At 69.0% G+C, this 15,996-nt stretch carries 14 protein-coding genes, 2 tRNA genes and 1 other RNA gene; 6 read left to right on the forward strand and 11 right to left on the reverse strand.

What is annotated here, in order from left to right:
* Positions 1–7 precede the first annotated feature (7 nt).
* The gene (locus ACZ7CF_RS33115; protein WP_470371449.1) at positions 8–952 is read right to left on the reverse strand and encodes a GlxA family transcriptional regulator; all 945 of its coding nucleotides are present in this window, start codon (positions 950–952) and stop codon (positions 8–10) included.
* A 53-nt stretch (positions 953–1,005) separates the two neighbouring features.
* Between ACZ7CF_RS33115 and ACZ7CF_RS33120 the strand changes: the two genes are divergently transcribed.
* Complete coding sequence (locus tag ACZ7CF_RS33120; RefSeq protein WP_470371450.1) at positions 1,006–1,923, forward strand: saccharopine dehydrogenase NADP-binding domain-containing protein; 918 nt, start codon at positions 1,006–1,008, stop codon at positions 1,921–1,923.
* Between the two features lie 160 nt (positions 1,924–2,083).
* Here the strand turns inward: ACZ7CF_RS33120 and ssrA are convergent.
* Positions 2,084–2,456: a transfer-messenger RNA gene (gene ssrA, locus ACZ7CF_RS33125) on the reverse strand.
* Positions 2,457–2,577: 121 nt separating this feature from the next.
* On the opposite strand from ssrA, the gene ACZ7CF_RS33130 reads away from it, so the two are divergent.
* Together ACZ7CF_RS33130 and ACZ7CF_RS33135 are read left to right on the forward strand one after the other, a co-directional pair.
* Positions 2,578–3,816: a sensor histidine kinase gene (locus ACZ7CF_RS33130; RefSeq protein ID WP_470371482.1), complete on the forward strand. Its 1,239-nt coding sequence runs from the start codon at positions 2,578–2,580 to the stop codon at positions 3,814–3,816.
* Positions 3,804–4,445: a response regulator transcription factor gene (locus ACZ7CF_RS33135; RefSeq protein ID WP_360397896.1), complete on the forward strand. Its 642-nt coding sequence runs from the start codon at positions 3,804–3,806 to the stop codon at positions 4,443–4,445. The genes ACZ7CF_RS33130 and ACZ7CF_RS33135 overlap by 13 nt, the downstream gene beginning before the upstream one ends.
* Positions 4,446–4,518: 73 nt before the next feature.
* Here the strand turns inward: ACZ7CF_RS33135 and smpB are convergent, their stop codons facing one another.
* The 5 genes from smpB to ACZ7CF_RS33160 form a co-directional block, all read right to left on the reverse strand.
* Positions 4,519–4,995 (reverse strand): SsrA-binding protein SmpB, encoded by a 477-nt coding sequence (gene smpB, locus ACZ7CF_RS33140; RefSeq protein ID WP_360397894.1) that lies wholly within the window; start codon positions 4,993–4,995, stop codon positions 4,519–4,521.
* Between the two features lie 30 nt (positions 4,996–5,025).
* Complete coding sequence (gene ftsX, locus ACZ7CF_RS33145) at positions 5,026–5,928, reverse strand: permease-like cell division protein FtsX (protein ID WP_360397892.1); 903 nt, start codon at positions 5,926–5,928, stop codon at positions 5,026–5,028.
* Positions 5,929–5,968: 40 nt separating this feature from the next.
* Positions 5,969–6,658 carry a cell division ATP-binding protein FtsE gene (gene ftsE, locus ACZ7CF_RS33150; RefSeq protein ID WP_030470385.1) on the reverse strand — a complete coding sequence of 230 codons (690 nt, stop codon included), beginning with the start codon at positions 6,656–6,658 and terminating at the stop codon, positions 5,969–5,971.
* A gap of 185 nt (positions 6,659–6,843) precedes the next feature.
* Complete coding sequence (gene prfB / locus ACZ7CF_RS33155) at positions 6,844–7,947, reverse strand: peptide chain release factor 2 (RefSeq protein WP_360397890.1); 1,104 nt, start codon at positions 7,945–7,947, stop codon at positions 6,844–6,846.
* A gap of 118 nt (positions 7,948–8,065) precedes the next feature.
* On the reverse strand, positions 8,066–8,566 hold the full coding sequence (locus tag ACZ7CF_RS33160; RefSeq protein WP_360401364.1) for a PadR family transcriptional regulator: 501 nt from the start codon (positions 8,564–8,566) through the stop codon (positions 8,066–8,068).
* A gap of 340 nt (positions 8,567–8,906) precedes the next feature.
* Here ACZ7CF_RS33160 and ACZ7CF_RS33165 point away from each other — a divergent pair, with 340 nt between their 5' ends.
* Complete coding sequence (locus ACZ7CF_RS33165; protein ID WP_360401367.1) at positions 8,907–9,167, forward strand: hypothetical protein; 261 nt, start codon at positions 8,907–8,909, stop codon at positions 9,165–9,167.
* Between the two features lie 84 nt (positions 9,168–9,251).
* Here ACZ7CF_RS33165 and ACZ7CF_RS33170 read toward each other — a convergent pair.
* From ACZ7CF_RS33170 to ACZ7CF_RS33180, 3 genes are all read right to left on the reverse strand, one after another.
* Positions 9,252–9,325, reverse strand: a tRNA-Met gene (locus ACZ7CF_RS33170).
* 294 nt (positions 9,326–9,619) lie between these two features.
* Positions 9,620–9,693 (reverse strand) — tRNA-Met (locus ACZ7CF_RS33175).
* A 53-nt stretch (positions 9,694–9,746) separates the two neighbouring features.
* Positions 9,747–12,761, reverse strand: coding sequence for a UPF0182 family protein (locus ACZ7CF_RS33180; RefSeq protein ID WP_470371451.1), 3,015 nt, complete (start codon positions 12,759–12,761; stop codon positions 9,747–9,749).
* Positions 12,762–12,855: 94 nt separating this feature from the next.
* Here ACZ7CF_RS33180 and ACZ7CF_RS33185 point away from each other — a divergent pair, with 94 nt between their 5' ends.
* Positions 12,856–13,395, forward strand: coding sequence for a PPA1309 family protein (locus tag ACZ7CF_RS33185; protein ID WP_458434226.1), 540 nt, complete (start codon positions 12,856–12,858; stop codon positions 13,393–13,395).
* Positions 13,396–13,499: 104 nt separating this feature from the next.
* Here ACZ7CF_RS33185 and ACZ7CF_RS33190 read toward each other — a convergent pair whose 3' ends face one another.
* Complete coding sequence (locus ACZ7CF_RS33190) at positions 13,500–14,579, reverse strand: YlbL family protein (protein WP_360401374.1); 1,080 nt, start codon at positions 14,577–14,579, stop codon at positions 13,500–13,502.
* Between the two features lie 44 nt (positions 14,580–14,623).
* Between ACZ7CF_RS33190 and ACZ7CF_RS33195 the strand changes: the two genes are divergently transcribed.
* Positions 14,624–15,967, forward strand: a complete 1,344-nt coding sequence (locus ACZ7CF_RS33195; protein WP_470371452.1) for a zinc-dependent metalloprotease — start codon at positions 14,624–14,626, stop codon at positions 15,965–15,967.
* Positions 15,968–15,996: the final 29 nt, after the last annotated feature.

Below are 15,996 nucleotides of genomic sequence, written 5' to 3' on the forward strand. Positions count from 1 at the left end.
TCGGGGACTACCTGCCACCCACCGGCCGGAACGTGCGGCGGTATGTGTCCGGCGGCACACCCACGGTGCGGTGGAAGTGCCGGCGCAACGTCGTCGCCGTCCCCATCCCCGCCGCCTCCGCGATCAGGTCGACGCTGTCGTCGGTCAGCTCCAGCAGCTCCTGCGCGCGCCGGATCCGCCGCATGTGCAGCCACTGCAACGGGGTGGTGCCGGTGACGGTGCGGAACAACCGGGTGAGGTGCCGCGAGCTCAGACCGGCCTGCCTGGCCAGGTCCTCGACGGTGAGCACCTGGTCGAGCCGTTCGCTCGCCCAGTCGAACAGCTCGGTCAGCGGGTGCCCCTCCTCGGCGGGCACCGGGGCGAGCACGAACTGCGCCTGGCCACCGTCGCGGTGCGGTGGGACGACCAGCCTGCGCGCCGCCGTGTTCGCCGCCGCCGCACCGTGGTCGCGGCGGATGAGGTGCAGGCTCAGGTCGATCGCCGCCGCCTTGCCCGCCGCGGTGAGCACCTGGCCGTTGTCGACGTAGAGCACGTCCGGTGCGACCTCCACCCGCGGGTACCGGCGGGCGAGCTCGTCGGCGTGCGCCCAGTGCGTGGTGGCGCGGAGCCCGTCGAGCAACCCCGCCTCCGCGAGCACGAACGCGCCCGTGCACAGCGAGGCGATCCGCGCGCCCTTCGCGTGCGCCACCCGGACCGCCTCGATCAGCCGCCGGTCGACCGGCCCCTCCCAGTCGGCTACCGCGGGCACGATGACGGTGTCCGCCTCGTGGAGCCGGTCGAGCGGCAGGTCGGGCTCCAGCGTGAACCGGCCGACGCGCACCGGCCCGTCACCGCAGACGACCACCCGGTAGCCGAGCTGCGGCGCGGTGAAGATCTCGTAGGTCGCGGTCAGCTCGAAGTGCAGCATCCCGTCGGTCACGGCGAACGCGAGCATGTCCGGAATTGTACGCATCGTGTCGTTCCAGACACTGGGCAGCGAGCGCCGCCCTGGCTTGAATTGCCGTCATGGGACACCACATCGCGGTCTACGGCGCCTCCGGCCTCACCGGCCGGTTCATCCAGGCGGAGCTGGAGAAGCGCGGCTTCACGCCACTGCCGTTCGGCCGCGCGCAGGCCACCGCCGACGACCCCGCCGCCCTCGACCGGGCGCTGACCGGTGCGGACGCGGTGGTCAACGCGGCCGGTCCGTTCGCCGTGACGGCGCTGCCGCTGATCGCCGCCGCCGAACGCGCCAGCATCCCGTACGTGGACGTGGCCGCCGAGATCGAGGCGAACGCCGACACGTTCGCCCGCGGTGCCGCGGTCCCGGTCGTGCCCGCGATGGCGTTCTTCGGTGGCTTGGCGGACCTGCTGGTCACCGCCGCGATGGCGGACTGGCCCGACGCGTCCGAGGCGCACGTCGCCTACGGCCTGAGCGGCTGGCAGCCGACCCCCGGCACGCTCGCCGCCGGTGCGGTCTCCCGCGACCGCCGGGGTGGTCGGCGGGTCCGGTTCCGCGACGGCCGGCTCGAGCACCACGACACCGCGCCGCTCACGTCGACCTGGGACTTCCCCAGCGGGCCGCGGGAGGTGGTCGGTGAGTTCTCGATGGCCGACATCGTGACCGTGCCCAGCCACCTGGCGATCCCGTCGGTGACCTCGTACATGTCCGTCACCGCGGCCCAGGCCCTGGCCGCCGCCACTCCCCGCTCCGAACCGGAAACCTTCGAGGTGGACGTACGCGTACGCCGGGGTTCGGAGGAACGCCGCTTGTCAGTCGCAGGCCGCGACATCTACGCCGTCAGCGCCCCTCTGGCCGTGGAGGCGGTAGACCGCCTGCTCACCGGCCGCTTCCACGTCACCGGCGTCGCCTCGGCCGGCGCAATGTTCGACGCCGAGGACTTCCTGTCCACACTCTCCGACGTCTTGCCGCTGTCGGCCTAAGGCCACTCAGCGCCGACCCTGCTCGGGAGCCTGCGCGATGGCACTCGGGGTGTGCGTGAGGGCGCTCAACGCCCGAACTGCTCGGGGGTCTGGGGGTCGCCCCCCAGATGAACACCCGGAACGAGAAACGGCGAGTGCTCTCCACGAGCACTCGCCGTCCGAGTGGAGGTGCCGGGAATCGAACCCGGGTCCTGTGGCGGTTCATCAGGGCTTCTCCGTGCGCAGTCCGCTCTGCCTCTGCTTGACCCCATCAGTCACGCGGACGAGCTGATGTGACGGGCCCAGTCGCTGTGAGTTTCCCGAACAGTCCCCGCGACCGGGACTGCAGGTAAGCCCTCTAGCTGATGCCGGACTCTAGGCCGAAGGCACTCCTAGGCCGACAGCGTTGCTACTCGCCTCAGGCGGCGAGAGCGAACGCGCGCTTGTCGTTAGACGTGGCGCTTATTGGTTTGCGATGACGCTTGCGGTGGTCTCTCGCCTGCACCGGCACGCTTCCCCTGAATCAACGTCCACAGTCGAAACCGTTCACCCCCTCGTCGTGGTGCACCTAGCATAACGGCCGCTGCCACCGAGTTCTTCCCGAGGCAGGTAGGGCTGTCCCCACCACCGGCTGACTGGTTGGCCGCATGGTCCCTGACCAGCGACAACGACAACATGGACGTCATGAGGAAACCGAACGCGCTCGCAGCCGGGTTCTACCTGCTGACCAACCTGGTGACCGGCATCTTCTGGTTCACCCTCACCGTCGTGCTCACGGTCGTCGGGTTCTCCCTGTCCGTGCTGTGGGTGGGCCTGCCGATCCTCTGGCTCGCGATGCAGGCGGTGCGGGCCGGCGCGACCGTGGAACGGGCGTGGGTCGGTGCGGCGCTGCGCACGGACATCCCGGTGCCCTACCGGGCCCGGCAGCCGGGCACGCTGTGGCAGCGGTGGAAGGCCCAGTTCACCGACCCCGCCACCTGGCGCGACTTCGGTTACCTGCTGCTCCTGCTGCCGGTGGGGGTCCTGGAGTTCGGCGCGGTCCTCACGCTCTGGACGGTCGTGGCGGCGTTGGCCGCGGTGCCGTTCTGGATCAGCTACGCGCCGTTCGCGGTCGTCGTCGGCGAGCTCTGGACCATCGACTCGTTCGCCTCGGCGTTGCCGATCGCGGTGCTCGGGCTGGTGTTGGTCCCGCTCGCGGTCATGGGCACGAAGGCGCTCGGCGCGCTGCACGGCCGGTTCGCCCGCGCCATGCTCGGACCGACCCGTGCCGACGAGCTGGCGGTCGAGGCGGAACGGCTGCAGTCGAGCCGGGCGCGCGGGGTCGAGGCGGCCGAGGCGGAGCGCCGGCGCATCGAACGCGACCTGCACGACGGCGCGCAGCAGCGGCTCGTGGCCGTGGCGATGGGGCTGGGCCGGGCGAAGTCGAAGCTGGACAGCGACCCGGAGGGCGCGGCCGAGCTGATCGCGGAGGCCCACGCGGACGCCAAGCTCGCCATCAAGGAGCTGCGGGACCTGGCACGCGGCATCTACCCGTCGGTGCTCGGCGACCGCGGTCTCGACGCGGCGCTGTCCGCGCTGGCCGCCCGCGTGCCGATCGAGGTGGACCTGCAGGTGGACGTCGACCCGCGGCCGCCGACGGCGGTGGAGAGCGCCGCGTACTTCACCGTCGGCGAGGCGCTCACCAACATCACCAAGCACTCCACCGGCACCAAGGCGACCGTGCGGGTCAACCGGATCGACACGGGCGTGCTGGTCGAGGTCACCGACAACGGTCAGGGCGGTGCGGAGCTGAAGCCGGGTGGCGGGCTCGCCGGGCTCGCGGACCGGGCTGCGACCATCGACGGTGTGGTTGTCGTCGTCAGCCCCGCTGGAGGGCCGACCGTGATTCGAGCGGAGTTGCCGTGCGCGTGGTGATCGCCGAGGACTCGGTGCTGCTGAGGGAGGGCGTGCAGCGGCTGCTCGCCGACGAGGGCATCGACACCGTGGCGGCGGTGGAGAACGGGACCGACCTGCTGGACGCCGTGACCGAACACCGGCCCGACCTGTGCGTGGTGGACGTCCGCATGCCGCCGACGTTCACCGACGAGGGGCTGCGCGCGGCCATCGAGTGCCGCCGCCGCCACCCCGGGCTGCCGGTGCTGGTGCTGTCGCAGTACGTGGAGGAGCGCTACGCCGTCGAGCTCCTCGCGGGCGGTGCGAGCGGGGTCGGCTACCTGCTGAAGGAACGGGTGGCCGACGTGAAGGAGTTCGTCGACGCGGTGCGGCGGGTCGCCGACGGCGGCACGAGCATCGACCACGAGGTGATCACGCAGCTCATGGTGCGCAGCAAGAAGAGCCCGGTCGACTCGTTGACGCCACGCGAACGCGAGGTGCTCGGCCTGATGGCGCAGGGCCTGTCGAACACGGCCATCGCCGGCACGCTCGTGGTGTCCGACGGCGCGGTGGAGAAGCACGTCGGCAACATCTTCGCGAAGCTCGGCCTGGAACCGTCGAACTCCGAGCACCGGCGGGTCCGCGCCGTCCTCGCCTACCTCGACAGCTGAGGCGAACGCCGGAACGCCCGGCTCCCGCGGTGCGGTGGGCCGGGCGTTCTCGTCGGTGCGGTGCTGGACGGCGTCAGTAGCGGCCCTTCAACGCCCGCCCGTGCGCCCGCGCGATCTCACGGTTCGCGTCGCGCTTGGCGATGTCCTGGCGCTTGTCGTAGGACTTCTTGCCCTTGGCGAGGGCGAGCTCGACCTTGACGTAGCCGTCCTTGAAGTACATCTGCAACGGGACGAGCGACAGACCGGACTCCTTGGTCTTGCCGATCAGCCGTTCGATCTCGTGCTTGTGCAGCAGGAGCTTCCGCTTGCGCCGGACCTCGTGGTTCGTCCAGGTGCCCGCGACGTACTCCGGGATGTGCAGCGCGTGCAGCCAGATCTCGCCGTCGTCGACCTGGGCGAAGGCGTCCACGAGGGACGCCCGTCCCATGCGCAGGCTCTTCACCTCGGTGCCGACGAGCTGAATGCCCGCCTCGTAGGTGTCCAGAATGGCCCAGTCGTGCCGAGCCTTGCGGTTCGACGCGATGACCTTCTGCCCGCGTTCCTTGACCATGGCGACAACTCTACGTGGTCGGTAAAACTCTTAAAGCCGCACGTAGAGCCGCAGCGTGACGTAGCCGGTCGTGGCCGAGATGAGGATCGCGACCAGGAACAGCCACGGCGAGACTATGAGGATGTCCAGGTAGCCGACCGGCGGGATGATGCCCGACTCGGTGAGGTTGCGGGTGATGCGGTCGAGGAAGAACGCCTTGAACAGCACCAGGCCGGCGACCGCGGTGACCGCGCCGATGATGCCCGCGACGACCGCCTCGATGAGGAACGGCAGCTGCGTGTACCAGCGGGTCGCGCCGACCAGGCGCATGATGCCGACCTCGACGCGGCGGGTGAACGCCGACACCTGGATGGTGTTCGAAATCAGCAGCAGTGCCGCGAACGCCTGGATGAGCGCCAGGATCAGCGCCACGTCGCGGAAGCCGTTGAGGCCGTCGAAGAACCGCTCCAGGAACTTGCCCTGGTCGTCGACGCCCTTCACGCCCGGCTTGCCCTCGAAGGCGTTCTTGATGACCTCGGTGCGTTCCGGGTCTTCGAGCTTCACCCGGAACGTGGCCGGGATGGCCTCCGGCCGGGCGAGCTTGAGCAGCTCCGGCTGGGCCTCGAAGATCTGCTTGAAGCGCTCGAAGCCCTCGTCGCGGTTCTGGTACACCACGGACTCGACGCCGGAGGTCTGGTCGAGCTGGGACCTCAGCCCCGCGCACGGCTGCTGGGTGCAGTCCTTGTCGTTGGCGCTGACGTCGTTGGTCAGCAGGACCGAGACCTCGAGCTTGCCCGCGTAGTTGGCCTGCATCTTGTCGACCATGCGGACGACGAGCAGGCCACCGCCGAGCAGCCCGAGCGAGATGGCGGTCGTGAGGATCATCGCGATCGTCATCGTGACGTTCCGGCGAAGTCCGGTGACGACCTCGCTGAACACGAAGCTGGTACGCATCGGGGGCGGGGTTCCTTGGGGGGTCGGGGATTAGGAGCGCTTAGCGGCCGACGCCGTAAACGCCGCGCGCGTCATCACGGACGACCTTGCCGTACGACAGCTCCACGACCCGGCGGCGCATCGAGTCGACGATGCCGTGGTCGTGGGTGGCCATGATGACGGTCGTGCCGGTGCGGTTGATCCGCTCCAGCAGCAACATGATGTCCTGGCTCGTGTCGGGGTCCAGGTTTCCGGTGGGCTCGTCGGCGATCAGCACCAGCGGGCGGTTCACGAACGCGCGAGCGATCGCGACGCGCTGCTGCTCACCACCGGAGAGCTCGGTGGGGAACCGGTCCTCCTTGCCGTCGAGGCCGACCAGCTGCAGCACCTCGGGCACCACCTTGACGATGGTGTTGCGGGGCTTGCCGATGACCTCGAGGGCGAACGCGACGTTCTCGGCGACCGTCTTCGTCGGCAGCAGGCGGAAGTCCTGGAACACGCAGCCGATGGACTGGCGCAGGCGGGGGACCCTGCGCCGCGACATCTTGGCGACGTCGAAGTTGGAGACGTAGACGCGTCCCCTGGTCGGCACCTCTTCGCGCAGCAGCAGGCGCAGGAACGTCGACTTGCCGGACCCGGAGGGCCCGATCAGGAAGACGAACTCGCCCTTCTCCATCTCGACGGACACGTCGTCGAGCGCGGGACGCGTGGAGGTCTTGTAGACCTTGGAAACGTGTTCGAGACGAATCACGAGGCGCGAGTCTACCCATGGCCGCGGTAAAGCCCCCGTTCCGGTTAACTTCCAGCCCCGGAAAGGCGGTTCTCCTCCCCCACACGGCGTGGTCGGTTCAGCACAACCGGTGGACGAAAGGGCACGTTCGGACCATCGGACGGCCCGGACGTGCCCTTCGCCTCAGCTCACACCGCGGCTGCGGCTCACGCTTGCTGGGACTGCTTGCGCCAGCGGATGCCGGCTTCGAGGAAGTCGTCGATCTCACCGTCGAGCACCGCGGACGGGTTGCCGACCTCGTGGTTGTTCCGCAGGTCCTTGACCATCTGGTACGGGTGCAGCACGTAGGAGCGCATCTGGTTGCCCCAGCTGGAGCCGGAGTCCTTGAGCGCGTCCATCTTCGCCTGCTCCTCCTGGCGGCGCCGTTCGAGCAGCTTCGCCTGCAGGACGTTCATGGCCGTGGCCTTGTTCTGCAGCTGCGAGCGCTCGTTCTGGCAGGACACGACGATGCCGGTCGGGATGTGCGTGAGGCGCACCGCCGAGTCGGTCGTGTTGACGCCCTGGCCACCGGGGCCGGACGAGCGGTACACGTCGACGCGCAGGTCCTTCTCGTCGATCTCGACGTGGTCGGTCTGCTCGACGACGGGCACGACCTCGACGCCGGCGAACGACGTCTGGCGGCGGCCCTGGTTGTCGAACGGCGAGATGCGCACGAGGCGGTGGGTGCCCTGCTCGACGCTCAGCGTGCCGTAGGCGTAGGGGGCGGTGACGCGGAAGGTGGCGGACTTGATGCCGGCCTCTTCCGCGTAGGAGGTGTCGAAGACCTCGACGCCGTAGTTGTGCCGCTCGGCCCAGCGGGAGTACATGCGCAGGAGCATCTCGGCGAAGTCGGCGGCGTCGACGCCACCGGCTTCGGCGCGGATGGTGACCAGCGCGTTGCGCTCGTCGTACTCGCCGGAGAGCAGTGTGCGCACCTCGAGGCTCGCGATCTCGTCGCGCAGCTTCGCCCTGTCGGTGTCGGCGTCGGCGGCGGCGTCCGCGTCCTCGGCCTCCTCCGCGAGCTCGTAGAGCAGCGGCAGGTCGTCGAGGCGTTCCCGCAGGCCGGTGATGCGGCGCAGCTCACCCTGCTTGTGCGAGAGCTGGCTGGTGACCTTCTGCGCCTTCTCCTGGTCGTCCCAGAGGTCGGGGCGGGCTGCCTGCTCCTCCAGATCCGCGACCTGGGCACGCAGGGCATCGAGGTCCATCACCGCCTCGATGCTGCTCAGGGTGGCGGAGAGGTCCTTGATGTCTGCTTCGACGTCCGGATTCACAGCAGAAGATTACGCCAATACCGGTCACCAGCAGCGACCGGCCGTGGAACTGGTGCAGGTAGTGGCGTCTGCAAGTACCACCGACCCGTTGTCGGTGGTACTTGCAGACGCCCCGACCTCAGCCCGTGGGGATCGCGTCCAGGAACTTGAGGACGGCCTTCGCGTGAGCCAGGCCGAACTCGGCCACCGCCTTCGCGTAGGGGTCCTCCGCGGTCTTGGCGGCGCTGCGGGCGCTCTCCTGCTCGGCCCCGTACGTGGTGCGCGCCGTGGCGACCAGCGACTCGCGCTGCTTCGCCGTCAACGAGCCGGCGTGCACGAGGCGCAGGATCAGCGGGCTGCGCAGGTGGTCGGGGCCGGGCTCGGACAGCAGCCAGTTCTTGAAGGCCTTCTTGCCCGCCGCGGTGAGCACGTACTGCTGGCTGGAGCGCGGCCCTTGCTTGCCGAGTCGCAGCAGGCCCTGGTCGGCCAGCGCGGGCAGCTCGCGGTACACCTGGCTGCGGGTGACGCTGAAGAACGCTCCGAAGCGCTCCCCGGCCTCCGCAACCAACTGGCCACCGGTCTTGGGTCCGTCATGCAGCAGCCCGAGCAGGGCGGCTGCGGTCGCATTCAGGTCTGACACAACGACAACGTTCCCACGTCCGGGGGAGGCTGTCCACAATGGTCAGCCGTTCTGTCCACTGTGGCTGATCACCGGGCTAGTCCGATGGGCCATGCGGAGCAACGAAAAGTCTCGCTGAGTAAGCGGCAGTTTTGGCGCCTCACGCGTTTGGCCGCTTGACCGTCCGTGTCCATCCCGGATGGAAAAAGCCTTTCGCACAAGCGAAACTTCCCCGGCCTCACCCGATCGGCGGCACTGCTCTCACCGGCCGAAGCCACCCGAATGGACGGACGTGGGCTGCCGTCGCACGACCCGGTGATGTCGGCTCCGGGGTCTTTCCTCCGGCGGGAAGCCTGGAAAAATGATCATCGCCCTCAGCGGGCGTCAGCGGCTGGACAGCGGAGGTCGGGGAACCATGGGCATGAAGATGAAGTGGCTGGACCACAAGAAGGTCGCCATGCACACGCGTGCGTGGGTGACGGGTGGGATCCCGGAGCAGGCGGGCAAGGACGAGTGCATGGTGTGCGGGAAGCAGATCCGCAAGCACCGCACGGTGAGCGGCGAGGGCCGGATCTGTTCCAGCATGCTGTGCGCCCAGTACTGGGCGGAGAACATGACCTGAACCGCCCGGCCCGCTCGGCCGGATCAACTTGCTCGGAAATACGAAGAAGGCCCGGAGTCCTAGGACTCCGGGCCTTCCATCTAGTAGCGGGGACAGGATTTGAACCTGCGACCTCTGGGTTATGAGCCCAGCGAGCTACCGAGCTGCTCCACCCCGCGCCGCTTCTAGCTTGTCTTGCTGTCTTGCTGTTGTAGGTAGAACTCTACACCCTCGAAAAACCCCTTTTCCACCACCCCCCTCTAACCGCATTTCCCCAGCTCAGCCCCAGTGTCGGCCCATCCCGGCTCAATCCCGACTCAATCCTGGTCCCGCGCCCACCCTCTCAAGGCGCCGCCTCGGGGTTCGGGGGTCCGAGGGCGAAGCCCTCCGGGTGGGGTTTGGGGGCTTCGCCCCCAATGAAAATGCGAAAAAGCCCTGTCTGCGTCCTCCGCAGACAGGGCTTTCCCACTTTGTAGCGGGGACAGGATTTGAACCTGCGACCTCTGGGTTATGAGCCCAGCGAGCTACCGAGCTGCTCCACCCCGCGTCGGTATGAACAGAACCTTACGCGGGGTGGAGCGGGGAATGCAAATCGGGTGGTCAGCCGGACGGTGTGGGGCTGGGCACAACCGAGGACTGGCCGGTGGGCGGCGGTGAGGCCGACCCGGTGCTGTACTGCTTGAACCTCTTCGAGGCGTCGTCGAGGCGCTGGTAGGCCTGGCCGAGCTCGGCGAAGTTGCTGTTCTGCTGCGCCCGCTTGATGTCGGCGAGCGCCGCGTCGATGTCGTTGACCGCCTTCTGCAGCTCCGGGCTGAACGTTCCGCCGGTGTTGCCGGGTGTGGTCGACGTCGGCGGCGGCGTGGAGGTCTGGCCGTTGCCGTTGTTGTTGTCGCTCGGCGGCGGCACCACGGCCCCCGCCCCGCTGAGGACCTGTTCGAGCGCCTCGTTGAGCGTGGACGCGTAGCCGACCCGGTCGCCGTACCAGACGAGAACCTTCGACAGCTGCGGGAACGACGTGTTGTTCGACGCGCGTTCGATGTAGACGGGTTCGACGTAGAGCAGCGCGCCGCCGACCGGGAGGGTCAGCAGGTTGCCGTAGACGACGGTCGTCTTCTGCTGGGTGAGCAGGTTGAGCTCGCGGCTGACGTTGTCCGAGGTGAGGAACTGCGTCTGGATCTGCTGCGGGCCCTTGGCGTCGGTGTTGAGCTGCAACACGCTGATCTTGCCGTAGTTGTCGGGGTCGGAGGACGCCGAGACGTAGGCGGCCATGAACTCCCGGTTCTCGCGCACGAGCGGGCTGGTCAGCTGGAAGCTGACCTTGCTCTGGTTGGCCGGGTCACCGGCCAGCACGTAGAACGGCGGCTGGGCGTCGCGGCGTTTCTTCGCCTCGGCCTGCTGGGCGTCGGCCGAGGTCACGTTGTCGATCGTGGGGTCCTGCGCCGGCGCCCAGTAGGAGACACCGGAGTAGAAGTCCGACGGCGACGAGACGTGGTACTTCGACAGGATCTGCCGCTGCACCTTGAACAGGTCCTCGGGGTAGCGGAAGTGCTCGCGCAGCTCCGGCTTGATGTCGCCGGCGGGCTTGACCGTGCCGGGGAAGACGCCCATCCACGCCTTGAGGACGGGGTCCTTCTCGTCGATCGCGTACAGCGACACCGTGCCGTCGTAGGCGTCCACAGTGGCCTTGACCGAGTTGCGGATGTAGTTGACGGGCTTGTTGACCTGCGAGATCACCACGCCGTCCGCCGTGAGCGAGTCGTTGGTGGCGTCACCCAGCGGCGTGCGCTGCGCGTACGGGTAGTTCTCCAGCGTGGTGTAGCCGTCGACGATCCAGGTGATGCGGCCGTTGATGACGGCGGGGTACGGGTCGCTGTCGACGGTCAGCCACGGCGCGACGGCCTGCACGCGGTCACGCGGCGTGCGCTTGAACAGGATCTTCGACTCGTCGGCGATCGACTGGTTGAAGAGGATGTTCCGCTCGCCGTAGTAGGCCGCGAACGCGAGCTTGTTGAACAGGCTGCCGATGGGCACGCCGCCGCTGCCGGTGTAGGTGTAGGACTTGGCGTCGGTGTCGTACTCGGCTGCGGAACCGGCGGGCCGGCCGCCGACGATCGAGTAGTCGTTCGTGCCGAACAGCTCGCCGTAGTACGTGCGCGGCTGGTCGACCTTGATGCCGTTGGCGACGTTGCCGACCTCGCCGTTGGGCTTGACCTCACCGGTCTTGAAGTCGGGGTAGCCGCCGTTGGACTGGTCGGCGATCTCGTTGACCTTGTTCGCCTCTGCGTAGACGAAGCCGTTGCCGTGGGTGTAGATGAGGTGCTGGTTGATCCAGTCGCGCTGGCCCTGCGGCAGGCTGTCGAGCTTCAGCTCGCGGACCGCCACGATGTAGTCCCGCAGCTTGCCGTCCACTGTGTACCGGTCGACGTCGAGCTTGCTCGGGAACCCGTAGAACGGCCGCAGCTGCTGGAACTGGGTGAACGTGCGGCCGAGGACCGCCGGGTCGAGCAGGCGGATGTTGCCGAGGGTGGCGGCGTCGTTGGTCTTGATCTGGTCGTTGGCGACGTTCTGCTTGCCCTCGTAGGGCTTCGTCTCGACCTTGTCGTCGGTCAGCCCGAAGGCCTGCCGGGTCGCCGCGATGTTGCGGGTGATCGACTCGGCCTCCTTCTGGATGGCGTTCGGCTTGACCGAGAACTGCTCCAGGACCGCGGGCCACGCCGCGCCGACCAGGACGCTGGACAGCACCAGCAGCACGGTCGCGATGGCGGGCAGCTGCACGTTGCGCATGAACGCGCCCGCGAAGAACGCCACGGCGCAGAACACGGCGATGCACAGCAGGATCAGCTTGGCCGGCAGGACCGCGTTGAGGTCGGTGTAGCTGGCGCCGACGAACTTCTCGTTCTCGTGCAGCAGCAGCTCGTACCGGTCGAAGAAGTACGCGACCGCCTTCAGCAGCACGAACGTGCCGGCGACCAGTGCCAGGTGCAGCCGCGCCGGACCCGAGAGCTGCCCGCCGCGACCGGCCAGCCGGATGCCGCCGAAGAGGTAGTGCGCGATCACCGCGCCGATGAACGACACGGCCGTGGTGATGAACAGCCACGACAGCAGCCACTCGTAGAACGGCAGCTGGAAGGCGTAGAAGCCGATGTCGTGGCCGAACTGCGGGTCGGTGATGCCGAACGGCTGACCGTTGAGGAACAGCTGGACCTGCTGCCACTCGGCCTGCGCCGACGCGCCCGCGATCAGCCCGACGAACACCGGGATGCCGATCGAGAACAACCGCATCCGCCGCATGACGACGGTGCGGTAGCGCGCCACCGGGTCGTCCGGCCCCGACACCGGGACGAACACCGGCCGCGCCCGGTAGGCGAGCCAGAGGTTCAGCCCGACGATGCCGCCGACCACGACCCCCACGGCCAGGAACAACCCCAGCCTGGTGAGCAGCACTGTGCTGTAGACGTTGCGGAATTGGACCTCGCCGAACCACAGCCAGTTCACGTAGGTGTCGAGCAGCCGCGATCCCGTGATGAGACCGAACAGGAGCACGACACCCACGATGAGCAGTATTCGGCTGCGCCGGGACAGTTTCGGCAGTCCGACCGGAGGCCGTGTGGCCACGAGGCACGCTCCTGGATCGCGGTAAATCGATACGTACGTTTAGTCCAACTCTACGGACGACGCCCTGGGTTCCCGTGAAGTGCGCCGTCTTACGATGACACGCGTGTCAGCGAGTGAAACGCCAGCGGTCGTCCTCCCGACGGTCGCCCGCGAGGTAGAAGAGTTCGTAGCGGCCGGCGGCTGGGAGCAGCCCCCGCAGCTCTTCGCCCTCGTGGCGACGTCCGACCTGATCGCCCAGCAGCCAGAGCTCCGCGCCCAGCTCGACCCGGCGGCCTCCCCGCTGACGCCGATCGCCCAGGACGCCCTCGAAGGCGACCTGGCCGACGCGCTCGCGGGCATCGAGTGGCCCCCGGCCGTCACCGGGTGCGCACTGGCCCAGGAGATCGTCGTCCTGCCCCCGGAAGCCGAGACCGAGCTGCACCACGGCGAGCTCGACGACGAGGCGGCCCGCAGGTTCGCGGCCGAGCACCCGTCCCGCCGCGAGGCGCGCCTGGTCGCGGCCGTGCTCAGGGACGGCACGGTCTCCTGCGTGCTGCGCCTGCGCGGCACGGTCGAGGTCCCCGAGGAGTTCGTCGAACACCCCGAGCTGGCCCCGAACCTCACCGACGCACTGCTCGCCACGCTGCGGCCCTAGTCGTCACGCCTCCAGGCTGGCACAGCCCCGCCGTGTGATCACGGCGGGGCTGCGTTCGTGCTGTTCGCCCGTGGCTGAAACCGTCAGGTCAGCGGGCCCGCGGGTCAGCAGCCCGGCGTCGGCTGGCCCTTGTTCAGCGCCTCCAGCGACGAGACCGCGTCCTTCAGGTTCTCGACCTTGATCAGCGTGAGGCCCTCCGGCGCCTGCTGCTTGGCGTCCGTGCAGTTCTGGGCGGGCACGAGGAACGCGGTCGCCCCCGCCTCCTTCGCCGCCACCATCTTGAACGCGATGCCGCCGATGGGCTTCACCGCGCCGTCGCCCTGGATCTCGCCGGTGCCCGCGATGGCCTTGCCGCCGTTGAGCTCACCGGGGGTCAGCTTGTCGACGATCGCCAGCGCGAAGATCAGGCCGGCCGAGGGGCCGCCGACGTCCGACAGGCTGATCTTGATCTTGAACGGCACGTCGGCGCGGTCGACGGGCGAGATGCCGATGAAGCCGGACGGGCGGTCGTCGGGGCGCTGGCCGAGGGTGAGCTGGGTCGACTTCGAGGTGCCGTCCTGCTCGAAGGCGACCTCGATGCGGTCGCCCGGCTTGGTGTTCTCCAGCGCGGCGCTCACGTCGGCGGCGCTCTGCACCTGCTTGCCGTTCACCGCGATGATGCGGGCGCCGAGCGGGATGACGTTCTCCGCGGGGCTGCCCTTGGTGACCTGGTTCGCGACCACCTTGCCCGGATAGCCGAGGTAGTGCAGCGCGGCGACCTCGGCGGAGGTCTGCGACTCGCTGAACGCCTGCTCGTTGTCGCGCTGGACGTCCTCCTCGGTCTGGCCGGGCTTGATGAAGTCCTCCTTCGGCGCGAGGGCGTAGCGGCCGGACAGCCACAGGCCCAGCGCGCCGAAGAGCGACAGGTCGTTGGTGAGCGAGACCGTCGTCATCCGCAGGGTGCCCTGCGTGGGGAACGTGTTCTGGCCGTCGATGGACACGACGTCGGCGTCCTTGACCTTGCCGAGCACGTCGTAGGTGGGGCCGGGGCCCAGCGCGACGTACGGAACCTGGGCGAACCCGCCCGCTGTTCCGAGGATCGCCACGACCAGGAAGCTGGCGATCAGCGTCCACGTCCGGCGGGTCAGTCCGCGTTCCCTCGGCGGGGGCGCGGGAGCGGGTGCGGTCGTGACGGTTTCACTCACGGCTGAACAGCGTACGACCATGTCGATCCGCGTACGGTAGAGGCATGAGTGACGTGCCGTTCGGGTTCAGCCCGCACAACCCCGACGACAAGGACGGGCAACCGGGGGACAACCCGTTCGACTTCAACCAGCTGGGCAACATGCTGAGCCAGCTGGGCGCGATGCTGAGCAGCGCAGGGACGTCGAGCGGGCCGGTGAACTACGACCTCGCGAAGCAGATCGCGTTCCAGCAGCTGTCCTCCTCGCAGACCACCGTCGGGTTCGCCGCCGACCAGTCGGGCGCGGTCACCGACGCCGTGCACCTGGCCGAGATGTGGCTCGACCCCGTCACCTCGCTGCCCGCGGGCAGCCGCACCACGCAGGCGTGGACCGCCCGCGACTGGATCGAGCGCACCATCCCGACCTGGCAGCGGCTGTGCGACCCGGTCGCGCAGCGCATGTCCGGCGCGTGGGTCGAGGCGATGCCGGCCGAGGCCAAGCAGGCCGCGGGCCCGTTGCTGTCGATGCTCGGGCAGATGGGTGGCATGGCCTTCGGGTCCCAGCTCGGCAACGCACTGGCGCAGCTCGGCGCCGAGGTCCTCACCTCGACCGACGTCGGCCTGCCGCTCGGCCCCGAGGGCACGGCCGCGCTGCTGCCGGCGAACATCGAGAAGTTCACCGAGGGCCTGGAGCGCCCCGCCTCCGAGGTGATGGTGTTCCTCGCCGCCCGCGAGGCCGCGCACCAGCGCCTGTTCACGCACGTGCCGTGGCTGCGGCAGCGCCTGCTCGACACCGTCGAGGAGTTCGCCAAGGGCATCAAGGTCGACACGTCGGCGCTGGAGCAGCTCGCCGGCCAGATCGACCCGTCGAACCCGGCCTCCATCGAGGAGGCCATGGGCTCCGGTCTGCTCGAACCGCAGACGACCCCGGAGCAGAAGGCCGCGCTGAACCGGTTGGAGACCCTCCTCGCCCTCGTCGAGGGCTGGGTGGACGTCGTGGTCGACGCCGCCGTGGCCGACCGGCTGCCCGGTGCGCCCGCACTGCGCGAGACGCTGCGCCGCCGCCGTGCCTCCGGTGGCCCGGCCGAGCAGACGTTCGCGACGCTCGTCGGTCTGGAGCTGCGGCCGCGGCGCCTGCGGGCCGCCTCCGCGCTGTGGAAGCTCGTCGGCGACCAGCACGGCGTCGAGGTCCGCGACGGCGTGTGGGAGCACGCCGAGCTGATCCCGACCACCGAGGACCTGGACGACCCGCTGGAGTTCGCCGAGCGGCTCGCCAACACCCGCAAGGCGCTCGAGGACCCGATCGCCGAGCTCGAGCGCACCATGCGCGCCGAGGACGGCGAGAAGGCCACCGAGGCGACCCCGGAGTCGGACGAGCCGCAGAACGGCGACAAGCCCAAGGACAGCTGAGCCCGAGGGCACCGGTCAGACGTGCGAAG

The organism is Lentzea sp. NPDC036955 (assembly GCF_055608005.1).